This window comes from Psychrosphaera sp. F3M07 (assembly GCF_018860345.1).
Taxonomy (GTDB): domain Bacteria; phylum Pseudomonadota; class Gammaproteobacteria; order Enterobacterales; family Alteromonadaceae; genus Psychrosphaera; species Psychrosphaera aquimarina.
The window spans coordinates 316,554-331,668 of sequence record NZ_JAHKPJ010000020.1 but is presented as its reverse complement, the minus strand read 5'-3'; the positions used below and the strand labels follow the sequence as shown (position 1 = coordinate 331,668).

Here is a 15,115-nt window from a genome sequence, read left to right as displayed (position 1 = left end):
CGAATACTTCCTATAGACATGTACTTATATTTTAATATTTAGAAACTATACATTAAAGCAATTCCGGCAGATGACTGATAACCGTCAGTATAGGAATTGGTTCCTGTGCCAACATCAAATTTTATAATGAAGCCTGAGTTATTTATCCCATTATTAGCGTAACTGTATGAAACACCAACACCGTTTAAGGTCTTTTGGGCAATGACACCAAAAGCACATTTAACGACATCACTAAGAGCACCATCAAAGTCTGTGTAAGTCTCATTTTCATAGCAATCAGGAGCCTGAGTGCCAACTGCACCTGCAAATAGTCCAATTAAATGGCTATTATTTATGATTGCTTTTTCGAGACCTATAGAAACGCCATTATCTAGTCCCATTTTGTAATTTACATAAGCTCTATAATCATCAGAGATAACTGTAGAAACTTCGGTAAGTAGGAAATATGGGGTGCCAAATCCTAAAGATAAATCAAAGTCTTTTGCGCTAACTTGGTTTTGAAAAAGGGTGAGCAAAAGTAAAAGTGTAATTCGCATGTATTTCTTCCTTAAAATAGAGTGTATTCCTAGTGGATAAGCCATCAGATGAGCTTCATTTACCTATACTAACCCTACCTAACTTAATATGGCAATAATGTATTATGAGTATCTTGTTGAATTATAGGCATAAAAAAAACCTAATAATGTTTGAGCATTATTAGGCTTCCAATTTGTTACTTTGAAATAGTTAACTATTACTTAACGTAAAGTGACAAATTCTTCGGCTGACGTAGGGTGTATCGCTACACAAGCATCAAAGTCTGCTTTGGTTGCGCCCATTTTCATAGCTACGCCAAATCCTTGTAGGATTTCATCCATGCCAAGACCAATACCGTGGATACCCACTACTCTTTCATTGTCTCCAGCACACACTAATTTCATTTTAGTCATTTGACGATGTTCAGTCACGGCGGTGTACATAGCGGCAAAACTAGAGGTATAGACTTTTACGTTTTCTTCACCAAATTCAGCAATCGCTTCAGGTTCAGACAAGCCCATAGTACCAATGGCTGGATGGCTAAATACTACGGTTGGTACGTTAGTGTAATCCATAACGACATTAGTAATACCACCAAACAAACGTTCGGCTAATATACGGCCAGATTTCACAGCAACAGGGGTTAATTCGATTTTACCAATTATATCGCCAAGTGCATAAATACCTTTCACGTTAGTTTCGTGATGCTCATTAACTGGAACATATCCACGACTATCAAGCTCGACACCCGTCGACTCAATATTAATATTGTCAGTGGCTGGTGTTCGACCAATTGCCCATATAACACAGTCAGTTTCAACAAACGTTCCATTCTCAAAATGAAGAACCAAGCTCCCGTCGGCTTGTTTAACAACTTTTGATGGTGTGCTATTAGCAAGAAGTTCAATACCTTCCTCTTGCATCATTTCCGATAACGTCTCTGACAACATAGGGTCAAAGTTACGTAATGCCATGTGTTTACGCACGGCTAATTTAGTTTCAGTACCTAAGCTATGTAATACACCAGCGAGTTCAACTGCGATATAACCTGCACCAACCACCACACAACGTTTAGGTTGCTCAGTTAAGGCAAAAAAGCCATTTGAATCGATACCTAATTCAGCGCCTTCGATTTTTGGCCAAGTAGGGCTGCCACCTGTTGCGATAGTGATATGATCGGCTGTGTATTGCACGCCATCCACTTCTACGGTGTTAGCGTCCACAAATTTAGCAAAACCATTAATTACAGTAATATTATTATTGGCTAAAACTCGGTCGTAAGAGCCGTGAATACGTTTAATGTAAGCTTCGCGACTTTCTACTAATTTAGCCCAATCAAATTTATTAACGGTGACATCGAAACCATAATCTGCACTGTATTTATGAATAGCTTCAGCGACTTGAGCGCCAAACCACATGGCTTTTTTAGGAACACAACCTACGTTTACGCAAGTGCCGCCCATGTGTTTAGCTTCAATTAATGCTACTTTTGCACCGCGCATCGATGCTCTATTAGCTGATGCAATGCCGCCACTTCCGCCACCTATGGCAATGTAATCAAAATGTTGTGTCATGTAATGAGTTCCAGTCTTGAATTAAAATAATAAGGACAATGTAGTAAGAGTATGGGTTAACCCATAGAAAACCAAATTAAAAAAGTCGATGTGGTTAATCGGTAATTTAATAATTGTTAACAGCAGACCTTACTTTTACTAATAAAAATTCAAATTAAGCGGTTTTAGTTAATAAAAATGCAATTAATTCTAAGTATTCATCCATAGACTTGAGAGATTCAGTATTAGGTTTGTATTTACCGTTTATGATCAATGTTGGGACTTTAGTAAATCCTTGTTTTCGTAACAGGTCAGTTTTATTGCGCATAGTATTTGCCGCCATGTTGACATTAAAACTACCGAATGTTTTATCAAATTCTTGACTATCGACGCCTTTTAATAAAAACAAATTTTTAATATCTTTTAATTCAGAAAAGTCCGCCTTGCCTTGGTGAATGTACGAAAAAATAGATTGCACAATTGTCTCTTTAACATTGAGTAAATCAGCGGTAATTAACGCTTTTGTTAACAAATGTTCAATTTCAATTTTTCTACCAGGCATGCCATCAACGTGATTTTTTATAAACTGGTTAGGGTCAGGTAATAACGCTTTTACCTTATGCATAAAGGGTTCAGATTTGTAACAGTGTGGACAATAAAAGGAGAAAAATTCAGTCACTTGCGGCGTGGTAGATTGGATGCCTTTCACTTCTACGTAATGCTCGCCCAATTCAAATTGAGCTGCTTGAGCAATATTAAATACTGGGTTAAATAATAAAAAACTCGTTAATAACACGAGTGATGAGAAGACAATTTTCGATTTCACATTAGATCCTTTGCATGAATAACGGTTGATGTTTCATTAGAGGTTTTACTCACTTAAAATTCAAGTAAAAGTTAAATTACTATAAAGTATTGATAAAATTTGATGATTAACTAAACACAGTTAATCTTTTTCTCGGTATGTAGCTGCTTACCCTTGTAAAAGCTTGTGTGTGATACTATTAATCTGTTAATTATCAAAATAATCGTAAATTATTGAGAACTCATGTCTGAACAAAACAATCCGCTACTCGCTAACCTCAACTTGCCTGCATTTTCAAAAATTAAACCTGAACATATTAAACCTGCAATAGAGCAGTTAATTGCAGAATGTAAAACAGTGATCAAAACAGCTGTTGAACAAACGACACCAACATGGGAAAACTTAGTACTTTCAATCGATGAAGTTGATGACAAGCTGAGTAAAGCTTGGTCGCCAGTATCGCATTTAAATTCAGTATTAAGCAGTGATGAACACCGTGAAGCATATGAGTCATGTCTACCGTTATTAACAGAATATTCTACTTGGGTGGGCCAGCATAAAGGCTTATATCAGGCCTATAAAACGTTATCTGAATCAGAGGCGTTTGAGTCTTTTAATGCCACCCAACAAAAAGTAATTAACAATGCATTACGTGATTTTAAATTATCAGGCATTGATTTAGATGCTGACAAACAACAAAGATATGGTGAGATCCAAACACAACTTTCTGAGTTAAGTTCAACTTTTAGTAACAACGTATTAGATGCGACAAGTGCTTGGCAAAAGCTGATCACAGATGAATCTGAATTAGCAGGATTACCTGATTCAGCCATAGCCGCGGCTAAACAAATGGCACAAATGAAAGAATTAGACGGTTGGTTGTTTACCTTGGATTTCCCAAGTTACTTGCCTGTAATGACTTATTCGGAAAACAGTGAATTACGCCAAGAAATGTACACTGCATTTTCTACCCGTGCATCAGACCAAGGGCCAAATGCCGGTGAGTTTGATAATTCAGAGATCATTGACCAGTTATTAGCATTACGTCATGAAGTATCTAACCTTCTTGGTTTTGATACCTATGCGGATAAATCACTGGCAACTAAGATGGCTGAAAACACTCAGCAAGTGATTGGCTTTTTGGATCAATTGGCAGAAAAATCACATGCTCAAGCCCAACAAGACTTTGCCGAGTTAACCGAATTTGCCCAAACGGAATATGGCGTTTCTAGTTTAAACCCGTGGGATAATGCGTTTTACAGTGAAAAACTAAAACAACAAAAATACTCAATATCAGATGAAGCGTTACGTCCTTATTTCCCAGAAGACCGCGTATTGTCAGGTTTGTTTACCACAGTCAATAAGCTGTTTGGAATTACGGTAACTGAGCAAAAAGAGGGTGTAGATACTTGGCATAAAGATGTACGCTTTTTTGATATCCACGACAGTGAAAATAACTACCGTGGTAGCTTTTACTTAGATTTATACGCTCGTGAGAAAAAACGTGGCGGTGCTTGGATGGACGACTGCAAAGGTCGTGCGTTATTAGCTGATGGTTCATTGCAAACCCCTGTGGCGTATTTAACGTGTAACTTTAATCAGCCTATTGGCGATCAAGCAGCGTTATTTACCCATGACGAAGTGATCACCTTGTTCCATGAGTTTGGTCATGGTATTCACCATATGCTGACACAAGTTGATGAAGCTGCGGTATCGGGCATTAATGGTGTAGCTTGGGATGCGGTTGAATTACCAAGTCAGTTCTTAGAAAACTGGTGCTGGGAAGAAGAAGCTTTACAGTTTATATCTGGTCATTTTGAAACGAACGAACCTTTGCCAAAAGACATGTTAGATAAGATGTTAGCGGCGAAGAACTTCCAATCGGCCATGATGATGGTACGCCAAATAGAGTTTAGTTTGTTTGATTTCCGTATTCATGCCGAGTTTAACCCTGAAACCGGCGCGAACGTGCAAGAAATCTTAGATGATGTACGTGATAAAGTTGCAGTGATTAAACCACCTGCGTTTAATCGTTTTCAGCACGGCTTTAGTCATATATTTGGAGGCGGTTATGCAGCAGGATATTACAGCTATAAATGGGCTGAAGTTCTATCTGCTGATGCGTTTGCTAAGTTTGAAGAAGAAGGTATTTTTAATCCTAATACCGGTGAGCAATTCTTAAATTGTATATTAGAGAAAGGGGGCAGTGCCGAACCTATGGAATTGTTTAAATCATTCCGTGGTCGTGAACCGCAAATAGACGCCCTTTTACGTCACTCTGGTATTACGGCTTAATTGCTATAAAGTAGCTTACACAGAGTTAAAGCGACACATATTGTTTGTTAATTAAACTCCCATGACAACGTGGGAGTTTTGCATTTTATACGTTAATTAATTGACCGAAACCTATGACCGAAATTAAAAACTTAGAGCCTTTTTCTGACATATTACACCGAGCCATTGAACGCAAAGGCGATAAAAGCTTTGTGTTAGATATGGCGGGGCAAACCTTTAGCCAAGACGAACTCGCTCAAATCCCAGATTCTATGTGGCTAGCGGCATTTACCAAACAAATATTCCAAAGTGGTTTTGTTTGGCGTGTGGTCGAACAAAAATGGCCGGGCTTTGAAGAAGTGTTTTTTAACTTTGATATTGAAAAAATGTTAATGATGTCTGACGACATGTGGGAGTCTAAATGCAAAGACGAACGCATTATTCGTAATGGCAAAAAAGTCATGACCATCAAAGACAATGCTCAAATGATATTCGAAATAGCCACTGAACACGGGTCATTTGGACAGTTCATTGCAAACTGGCCAAAACACGACATTATAGGGTTGTGGGCGTTTCTTAAAAAACACGGTTCACGCCTTGGTGGTAATACCGGCCCTTATGCATTACGTAGAATGGGCTTTGATACCTTTTTAATTAGCCAAGACAATGAAGCTTACTTCAGAGCTTACAAACATATTGATGGTGGCGTAAGCAGTAAAAAAAGCCAACAAACCATGCAACAATGTTTTGATATTTGGCAGCAACAAACAGGTTATGCTTATCAAACATTAAGCCGGGTATTGTCGTTTTCTGTGGGAGATAATTTTGTAGGCGTAGTCACTGATGGCAGCTGATCAATCAAACACCTTACAGTTTGTTAATTGGCGTACCGCGCCGTTGGAAATAATCGACCTAGCTGAACAGTTTGGTTGGATTATGGCGAACAAGGCCCCGAATGATCCGTCATTACATATCGCTTTTGACGACGACAAACTGTTTTTAACCCGAGACAGTAAAACCAAAATATTTGTCGACTTTGCTGAGGGGGCAAATGCTCATAGACAAAAATTCGGTGGTGGTAAAAACCAAGCTATCGCTAAAGCGGTAGGGTTAAATAAAGTAGATTTGTCAAAGTCCTCGTTAAAGGTCTTTGATGCTACTGCCGGTATGGGTAAAGATGCGTTTGTATTGGCTTCCTTAGGCTGTGAAGTTACATTAGTTGAACGCCAACAACCTATCTATGCATTATTGGTTGATGGTTTTCGCCGTGCGAAAACATCAACTCATTTACCTTGGTTTGAGGAGCGTATGAGTCTGATTCATGCCCCTGCACAACAAGCATTAACGCAAGCTATATCGAATAAACAAGACGTAGATGTGGTGTATCTAGATCCTATGTTTCCACATAGAGAAAAATCGGCGGCGGTAAAAAAAGACATGGCGCTGTTTCAGACGTTTGTTGGGACAGATGATGATGCAGATGAGTTACTGCCAAGTGCAATAACCTTGGCTAAAAAGAGAGTGGTAGTGAAACGTCCAGACTACGCTCCATTCTTAAATACACAGCAGCCTAGCACGCAAATTAAAACCAAAAAGAATAGATTTGATGTATATGTTAACGCAGCCATGGTATAAATTGGCTGTTATTCAACGAAGAATATAGAAAATAATAAGAAATATAGGAAGTTAGATGATAGATGTAAACAGTAAGCTACCAAGTGTTGAGTTTCAGTATTTTGCAGAGGGTGAAATGATCACCGCAACAACTGAAGAGTTATTTGCTGGTAAAAAAGTGGTTATGTTTGCCGTCCCTGGTGCATTTACACCAACTTGTTCAAACACTCACCTTCCAGGTTATGTGGTAAATTATGATAAGTTCATCGCTAAAGGAATAGATACTGTTATTTGTTTATCAGTAAACGACGCTTTTGTTATGGATGCGTGGGGTAAAAGTCAAAACGCAGAAAATATTATTATGCTAGCCGATGGTGGCGCAGACTTCACTAAAGCAATCGGCTTAGAAGCTGAAACCGGCATTTTTGGTGGAACTCGTTCTCGTCGTTACGCAATGGTTGTTGATGATGGCATGTTGCAAGTACTTAACGTTGAAGAGCCTAAACAGTTTGAAGTAAGTGATGCTGAAACGATATTAGCTTTACTTTAATAGGTAAACATCAGTTAACAATTAGATAAATTAGCGTTTAAAGAGGCATGTGTGAGTCAATCAGTACAGGTAGTTAATCCACAATTATGCCCTTTATGCGCTAAAGACAATGCTTGTGGCAATCTAGTGAACGACTCTCTAGTTTGCGACCCAGAAACGAAACAAACCTGTTGGTGTCAAAACCCTAAATTACAATTCCCACCTGAGTTATTACAACAAGTCCCAGATACTGAAAAAAACAAATCTTGTATTTGTCAGGCTTGCGCGACAAGTTTTATAATTTCACGATAATGAGCTTAATTAGCCTTAGTAAAGAGTCCGATAGTTAAATTTCAAGGAATTCAAATGAGAACATTTTTATATATCGTGGCGCTGTTTACTGCATTAGTCGTGAATGCCAAGCAAGTTAAGGCTCCAGAAGCATCAATGCATTGGTTAAGTATTATCGATAATGGCGACTATGCAGAAAGCTGGCAATTGGCAGATAAAATATTCCAATCACAGCTAACGATAGGTAAATGGGAAGTTGCGCTGAATAATGCACGAGCACCTTTAGGCGATGTTAAATCTAGAGTGGCATTAGGAGAAAAAGCATTTACATCTTTACCTGGTGTTGAAGATGGTGAATACGTGGTACTGCAATTTAAAACAGATTTTGAATTTAAAAAAGACGCTATAGAAACACTCACCTTAACTAAAACTGACGGACAATGGCGTGCTATTGGTTACTTTATTAAATAGTTGGTTTATTTCATTCTGAATTTAAGTTGAATTCAGCAATGAGTAAATGGGTGTAAGAATCCAGTGGGTTATAGAAGTTAAATGCACACTGTTGATCATTCATCGTCAAGTGGCACTGCGTTTTCTTCTTTTTTCTTAATGTGTTCCTGTTTAATGTTTTCAATTTTTTTGATTTCTTGATGTGGTATTGGAAAAATCGAAATTACCGGAAAGATAGTCAAAAATATCAAAGCCCCTTTTGACATTTTTTTGCTCCAGAGTACCAACCAATACAAAATTTGCACGACAAAAACAGCAAAACACACTAATAAAAAATAGTTAAAAAAACTCTCAATTTTAGCACCACTCAATAAATCCATTTACACCACCTATTATATTTATACTAATGAGGTGAGGGGCTAAATGGATATATCAAGTGGCCGTAGTTATGTGTGACCTTATTAAATCTTGTCTTTTTTACTTCTGTAATAAGCAATAGGAATAACAAACAAGGTCAGTGCTGACGATACCGCCATACCAAAGATTAATGAGACGGCTAATCCCTTAAATATTGGATCTGACAAGATAAACAACGCGCCTATCATGGCAGCTAACGCGGTTAATATTATAGGTCTTGCACGCATTTGAGCAGATGCCACAACTGCATCTTTTAAGTCCACACCTTGGGCTAATTGCTGCTCAATAAAGTCGACTAACAAAATTGAGTTCCGGACGATAATACCTGCCAGTGCTATCATGCCTATCATAGAAGGAGCCGTAAACTTAGCATCCAATAACCAATGACCAGGGAAAATGCCGATAATAGTTAATGGAATTGGCGCCATGATAATTAATGGTAAACGATAGTTTTTAAACTGGCCGACAATTAATAAGTAAATAAGTAACAAACCAACCCCATAAGCGATACCCATATCACGGAATGTTTCGTAGGTTATTTGCCACTCTCCATCCCATTTTATTGCATTGGTGTAAGGCGTATCTGGCGCTTGAGTGTAAAAGATATCTGTATCAGGGTTTTGTTCTGAGAAAGCGCCGCCAGCTTCAAACATGCCATATAACGGACTGTCTGTATTTCCAGCCATATCGGCTACAACATAAATAACCGGACGTAAGTTTTTGTGATAAATAGGCTGATCTTGTACAGCTTTAATCACTTGAGTGAATTCACTTAATGGGATTAATTTGCCATTAATATTAGCCATCTTAGTATTTAACCAAGCCTTTACATCGGCTTTATAAGGGCTGTTGGCAGACATTATGATAGGTGTTGGTGTATTGCCTAATCGGTCGTGTAAGTAGCCTACCGGCTGCTCTGACAATAACTGATAAAGCATATTTTGAGCGTCGGCTTTAACTATGCCTAGTTGTTGAGCACGGGATTCATCAATCACCACTTTCCATTTTAGCTGTTGAGCTGCAATAGAAGTGTCAGTATCGACAACTTCGTTAGTGTTATTAAAGGCGTGCAATAATTGTTTTGCGGTATTTTCACGACTGGCTTGGTCTGGCCCATACACCTCCGCCACTATTGGCGCCAAAGTAGGAGGGCCTGAAGGTTCCTCGACCATTTTAAAATTGGCATTTAACTTATTGGCAACAGGTAACAACAAATTACGAATTTGTTTGGCTATATCATGGCTGCCCATATTTTCACCAAGAGAGCTGCGTTCATTATTTTCAACAATACGTAATGTGATCTCACCTTGATGAGACATTTCACGCATATAATACTGACGTACCAAACCATTAAAGGTTATAGGAGCATAAGTACCCGCATACAGTTGATAGTCAACAACATACTCTTGTACAGCTAACACAGATGAGAGCTCTTGCAATGCTGCTAAGGTGGTTTCAACAGTTGTGCCTTCTGGCATATCAACGGCAATTTCCATGGTCGCCTTGTTATCAAACGGCAGCATTTTTAATAACACTAAACCGGAAGTAGGCAATACCATAACGGCCACCATCAATGACACAATCACACCAAATAACTTCCACTGATTTGCTAAAGCATTTTTAGAGGTAATAAATCTGCTTAGAACCTTCCCTGCAAATTTGCCAATAACATCATCAGATTCATCATGGGATGGAGCCGGTTTTTCATTAGCATCTTGTTTTGTGTTGTGATGTTTTAATAAACGTACTGCTAACCAAGGGGTAATGGTGAATGCAATGATCAGCGATAACAGCATACCGGTACTGGCATTGACTGGAATTGGGCTCATGTAAGGGCCCATTAAGCCAGAAACAAACGCCATAGGTAATAAGGCTGCGATAACCGTAAAAGTGGCTAATATGGTTGAACCGCCCACTTCATCAACAGCTTTTGGTATTAACGTGGTTAGTGACTCATCTGGGTGTGACTGTTGTCGTCGGTGAATGTTCTCCACGACAACAATGGCATCATCAACCAAAATACCGATTGAAAATATAAGGGCGAATAAAGAAATTCTATTTAAGGTAAAACCCCAAGCCCATGAAGAAAACAAAGTTATCAGTAGCGTTAAACCAACCGCTAAGCCAACAATAATGGCAGCACGTTTACCCAAAGCAAACAAAACTAAAACAACCACAGCCATAGTGGCGAATAATAACTTTTGAATTAACTTGTTGGCTTTTTGTTGTGCGGTTAATCCACTGTTGCGAGTAACGCTGTATTGAATATTATCTGGGATCACTTTGCCTTTCAGTGTTTGTGCTGTGTCTAACACGGCATTAGCCACATCAATGGCGTTCCGGCCTTCTTGTTTAGCAACACTTAATGTCACTGCTGAGTGTAATTTGGTGTTTTGATCTGAGCCTTTACCAAATCCCATTTGAACATAACTCGTTGGTTTAATACTCGATAAACTCACATCCGCAATATCACGTAAATAAACTAACTTAGAACCCTGAGAGTCTATTTGCGCCGAGATCACTAGGTCTTTTACGTCTTGTTCATTTGTTAAGAACTGACCAATCGCAACGATCACATCTTTATTGCCACTTTGTATTGGTAACTCAGGAGAATGACCACCAAACTGCTGCATCGCACCTAAAACGGCACGTATATCTACACCAAAGGCAGCGGCTTTCACGGGATCAATTTTTACATTCACTGCGTGCTCAGCATAACCTGTTACTTCAATGTTACGACTACCTTCTACACGCTGTAATACTTGGCTAACTGAAGTAGCAACTTGGCCTAATTGTGATTGGCTAACTGTAACATCGTCACTCCAAAAGGTGAGGCTGACAATGGGGACATCGTTAATACCCCGTGCTCTTACTGCGGTTTGACCGACACCATACTGCTGTGGCCAATGCAACTCGGTCATGACTTGATTCCAAGTTTTGACTAAGGCCTCTTGACGTTTAATTCCCACTTTAAATTGCACAGTGACCACTGATTGACCTTGCATAGATACACTATAAACATGTTCTACGCCTGCCATTTGGGACATGGCATTTTCAGCTTTAATGGAAACTTGTTGCTCAACCTCACCACTACTTAAACCAGGTGCCGAGATAAATACGTCCACCATAGTGACGTTAATTTGTGGATCTTCTTCTTTAGGGGTAATTAAAATGGCGATTAACCCCAAAATCACAATCATGATTGCAAACAAAGGGGTAATTGGATTATTTTGCGATAGTCTCGCGATACGGCCTGAAATTCCCATAGTGATCACCTCAACTACTTAGTTTGAGATGCTAGGAATTTAGCACCAAAACGAACGACGGAATCTTTTTCAGTTAATCCTGACAATACTTCAATATTTTGGTCATCACTGTCACCTAAAACGACCTGACGTAATACATGGTGCTCACCTAGTTTTACAAACACAGCAGAAAGGTCACCTTGGTTAAACACAGAACTGATTGGTACAACTAAGGCTGAACGAGGGTCGGTTTTTACAGCAACTTTGATAAAACTACCTGGGCGTTGATTAAAGCTATCTTTGTTGATATTGGCGCGAACTAATAACGTGTGAGTATCTTTATCTAAGTTTGGCGCTATGGTTAAGTTGGTTAATTCTGTCCAATTTCCTTGGCTAGTTTGGGCTAATAATGATTTGTTTGCATCGATATCAGAAACCAGAGAATTAGGTACGTGAACGATCAATCTATTTTGATTTACGGCAAAACCCGTCAACATGGCTTGACCAAAATTAGCGGTTTCCCCCACTTCAATATGACGAGCTGTTACAACACCAGAGTATGGTGCAATCACCTTAGTATAAGTAAGCTGTTGTTTAACTTCTGCTATTTGCGCCTTGGCTAAACTAATATTGGCCTTAGCCACTTCCAGCGCACTGCTGGCTTTAGTCATGTCGTTTTCACTAACAAAGCTATTGGACGTTAATTCTTTTAATCGATTGTATTCAGAGTTGGCTTGGTTCGCATTGGCTTGTGCTACTTTTAGTGATGCATTAGCTTTAGCTAACTGAGCTTTTAACTCGGAATCATCAAGTTCAATGAGTACTTTGCCGATGGCAACTTGGTCATCCACGTCGACATGTATTTTTTTTACTTTGGCATTTACTTGGGCAGAAACTGTCGATTCACTAATAGCTTCAACATGTCCGTTCAGTACAACCTTAGTATCAAGTTGAATGCGCTTAACCGCAACACTCTCACTCGCTTGTACGGAAAATATAAAACACAATAAAGTGCTAGTTAATGTGATTAAGTGACTAATTTTCATAATAAATACTCTGTTTGTTCTGTGATTATTTAAGCGCTATGGCCAAATAATAGACTAACGTGAATGAAATAATGTAGTTATTATATATTAGTTTTTGCTAATATAGCAAGGTGATAAAATCCTTTATCTTATTTTTGTCTGATGGACGTTATTGCTAACTTGTTTTTACAATTATTAGGGGGAGCTGTAACCCCCATTTTTGGGTTATGTAAGGTACTTAGCTATTTAAAATAGTGTCTTGTCGTTCTTTTCGCTCTCTCTCAATATCCTTATAAATTTCTCTTTTGGGATTATTTAAACAAGACAAAATTTCTTCAGGTTGCACAGTACGACAAATCGCCTCTCTTTCACTGTCTGATACGCTATTGCATGCAGCTAATAAGAAAGTAACGGTTAGCGTTAAAATTAGGTATGAATTGGTCTTAAACATAAAGTTTCTTAATTCCTTTAAAAAATCAATTTTATGTCACGTAATTTGACCGAGACATATATTTTCAGTTACCACAATTAAGTGAAAGTTTCGCAAATTTATTTGCGGTTTTTAATTAATTCTTGTCTCTGTTTTTCGTATTCATCATAAGTTTTATCGTTAAGATTATTTAAGCAGTCCTCAATATCTTGTGGGGGTAAAGTACGGCAGTGCGCTTTTCTATTATTTTGCACTTCACTGTATAACTCTTTGCTAGTGCAAGCCGCTAATACAAATGTCACGATAAGCGCCATAGCTATCTGTAAACTGTTGTTAAACATAAACTTTATAAACTCCATATAAGCTAAAATTGTAAAACACACATTTTGATTTACTGTTGTCGCATAATGCCAGCATAAAAACGTACCGCTTTAACCATATTGTCGATACTAATACGTTCATTAGTGCCGTGCATACGAGCTAAGTCTTGTTTGTTTAAAATCATAGGACTAAAGCGATAACTTTGCGTGATCTCAGAATAAAAACGACTATCTGTTGCTGCTATGGTGATGCCTGGAGTAACGATTACGTCACCATAAGCGGCTGATGCCTGCTCGGCAATAATATTAAAACCAGAACTGTCCATAGTGGCAATTGTTGAAGCCGACTGTGCTGTGACTGTATTGACTTCAATTCGTTCATCATTAATTACCCTTTTTACATGATTTATAACATCGTCAATGGTGTCTCTTGGGTGCAATCTGAAATTAACTATTGCGGTGGCACTGATAGGTAGGACATTGGATTTAATACTACCGGTTAACATCGTTGGGGCTGTGGTGGTTCTTAACATAGCGTTACCACTTGGAATGTCACCCATGACTTTCTCAATAATAGGCTTAAATAACCAAGTGTTGGCAAACAAAATTCGGTAACCCAACGACATATGTCGGCCTAACTTGTCGTACATGATCTCACTAACACCCGTTAAACCACCTGCGACCGGGTTATCTCGTAACTTAACAATACCATCGGCCAGAATGCTTACTGCTGTATCTTTTGGCGGCATTGAGCTATGGCCTCCTTCAGCGTTCGCGACTAACTCTAAATTCAAATAGCCTTTTTCAGCCACGTTTATCATGGCTATTTGTTTTGTTATGCCCGGCACTATGCCATCAATAACGGCGGAACCTTCATCAAGAGACCATGCGATATCCACTTTCTTTTTGGCAAGCCAATTAGCAACAGCCTGTGCGCCAAATTGACTTCCGATCTCTTCGTCGTGAGTTAATGCTACATAGATATCACCTTGCGGTTTAAAGTCTTTATTTGCTAATGCATTTATTGCTTCAAGCATGGCAATAGCTGAGCCTTTATCATCCATTGCTCCACGACCCCATATATATTCTTGGTCAATCACGCCATCAAATGGAGCATGTTGCCAGTCTTGTTCTGTACCAGGGTTTACCGGAACCACATCATAATGAGCAGACATTAAAATAGCGGGTTTTTCAGGTTGTAAACCACGCCAATAAAACACTAAGGTATGTTGATTGATTTTTATTAATTGCAGCTTTTTATGAACCAGTGGGTAAGTACTTCTCACCCAATCTACAAAACGATTAAATGCTTTTTTATCAATTTGAGCCTGATCTTCTTTTGAAATAGTTTTGAACTGTATGGCTGCTGATAGATTGTTAGCCAAAGACATGGGATCAATATCAAGTTCAGGGTTTTCTTTATTTATACTGATGATTGGTTCAGGTGCATCATAAGTTATGGTTCTTACTAAAATGATGGCAATTAAGATCAATATGCACGACAGCAAAATGTTTGTTATTTTTTTTAACATGGATATCTATTCTCAAAAAGACAATTTATGTGACTAAGGCGTTGAATAGATTACGGTAAATTTAAAGGGATGGCGAGGGAAAAGTAAATCGACCATTTATCAAGAAATAGCCGA

General features: G+C 38.6%; 15 protein-coding genes. 6 read left to right on the top strand and 9 right to left on the bottom strand.

The window, feature by feature from the left end:
• Positions 1-38: 38 nt before the first annotated feature.
• From KO505_RS10275 to KO505_RS10265, 3 genes are all read right to left on the bottom strand, one after another.
• Positions 39-536 carry a hypothetical protein gene (locus tag KO505_RS10275; RefSeq protein WP_216055357.1) on the bottom strand — a complete coding sequence of 166 codons (498 nt, stop codon included), beginning with the start codon at positions 534-536 and terminating at the stop codon, positions 39-41.
• A gap of 201 nt (positions 537-737) precedes the next feature.
• Positions 738-2,090 (bottom strand): glutathione-disulfide reductase, encoded by a 1,353-nt coding sequence (gene gorA / locus KO505_RS10270; protein ID WP_216055356.1) that lies wholly within the window; start codon positions 2,088-2,090, stop codon positions 738-740.
• 154 nt (positions 2,091-2,244) lie between these two features.
• On the bottom strand, positions 2,245-2,895 hold the full coding sequence (locus tag KO505_RS10265) for a thiol:disulfide interchange protein DsbA/DsbL (RefSeq protein ID WP_216055355.1): 651 nt from the start codon (positions 2,893-2,895) through the stop codon (positions 2,245-2,247).
• A gap of 222 nt (positions 2,896-3,117) precedes the next feature.
• Between KO505_RS10265 and prlC the strand changes: the two genes are divergently transcribed.
• The 6 genes from prlC to KO505_RS10235 all read left to right on the top strand — a co-directional run bounded on the left by prlC (position 3,118) and on the right by KO505_RS10235 (position 8,053).
• Positions 3,118-5,169 (top strand): oligopeptidase A, encoded by a 2,052-nt coding sequence (gene prlC, locus KO505_RS10260; RefSeq protein WP_216055354.1) that lies wholly within the window; start codon positions 3,118-3,120, stop codon positions 5,167-5,169.
• Between the two features lie 113 nt (positions 5,170-5,282).
• Positions 5,283-6,002, top strand: coding sequence for a DNA-3-methyladenine glycosylase I (locus KO505_RS10255; RefSeq protein ID WP_216055353.1), 720 nt, complete (start codon positions 5,283-5,285; stop codon positions 6,000-6,002).
• 82 nt (positions 6,003-6,084) lie between these two features.
• A complete protein-coding gene (locus tag KO505_RS10250) occupies positions 6,085-6,783 on the top strand; it encodes a class I SAM-dependent methyltransferase (protein ID WP_216055459.1) in 699 nt (232 codons plus the stop codon).
• A gap of 55 nt (positions 6,784-6,838) precedes the next feature.
• A complete protein-coding gene (locus KO505_RS10245) occupies positions 6,839-7,312 on the top strand; it encodes a peroxiredoxin (RefSeq protein ID WP_216055352.1) in 474 nt (157 codons plus the stop codon).
• Positions 7,313-7,363: 51 nt separating this feature from the next.
• Positions 7,364-7,603 carry a cysteine-rich CWC family protein gene (locus KO505_RS17410; RefSeq protein ID WP_216055351.1) on the top strand — a complete coding sequence of 80 codons (240 nt, stop codon included), beginning with the start codon at positions 7,364-7,366 and terminating at the stop codon, positions 7,601-7,603.
• A gap of 54 nt (positions 7,604-7,657) precedes the next feature.
• On the top strand, positions 7,658-8,053 hold the full coding sequence (locus tag KO505_RS10235; RefSeq protein WP_216055350.1) for a DUF4019 domain-containing protein: 396 nt from the start codon (positions 7,658-7,660) through the stop codon (positions 8,051-8,053).
• 95 nt (positions 8,054-8,148) lie between these two features.
• On the opposite strand, the gene KO505_RS10230 is transcribed toward KO505_RS10235, so the two are convergent.
• From KO505_RS10230 to KO505_RS10205, 6 genes are all read right to left on the bottom strand, one after another.
• Entirely contained in the window at positions 8,149-8,412 is a 264-nt protein-coding gene (locus KO505_RS10230; RefSeq protein ID WP_216055465.1) for a hypothetical protein, read from the bottom strand.
• Positions 8,413-8,493: 81 nt separating this feature from the next.
• Complete coding sequence (locus tag KO505_RS10225) at positions 8,494-11,715, bottom strand: efflux RND transporter permease subunit (protein WP_216055349.1); 3,222 nt, start codon at positions 11,713-11,715, stop codon at positions 8,494-8,496.
• 14 nt (positions 11,716-11,729) lie between these two features.
• The gene (locus KO505_RS10220) at positions 11,730-12,740 is read right to left on the bottom strand and encodes an efflux RND transporter periplasmic adaptor subunit (RefSeq protein ID WP_216055348.1); all 1,011 of its coding nucleotides are present in this window, start codon (positions 12,738-12,740) and stop codon (positions 11,730-11,732) included.
• Positions 12,741-12,957: 217 nt separating this feature from the next.
• A complete protein-coding gene (locus tag KO505_RS10215) occupies positions 12,958-13,170 on the bottom strand; it encodes a hypothetical protein (protein WP_216055347.1) in 213 nt (70 codons plus the stop codon).
• 98 nt (positions 13,171-13,268) lie between these two features.
• On the bottom strand, positions 13,269-13,490 hold the full coding sequence (locus tag KO505_RS10210; RefSeq protein WP_216055346.1) for a hypothetical protein: 222 nt from the start codon (positions 13,488-13,490) through the stop codon (positions 13,269-13,271).
• Between the two features lie 50 nt (positions 13,491-13,540).
• Complete coding sequence (locus tag KO505_RS10205; protein WP_216055345.1) at positions 13,541-15,001, bottom strand: M20 family peptidase; 1,461 nt, start codon at positions 14,999-15,001, stop codon at positions 13,541-13,543.
• Between the last annotated feature and the right edge of the window lie 114 nt (positions 15,002-15,115).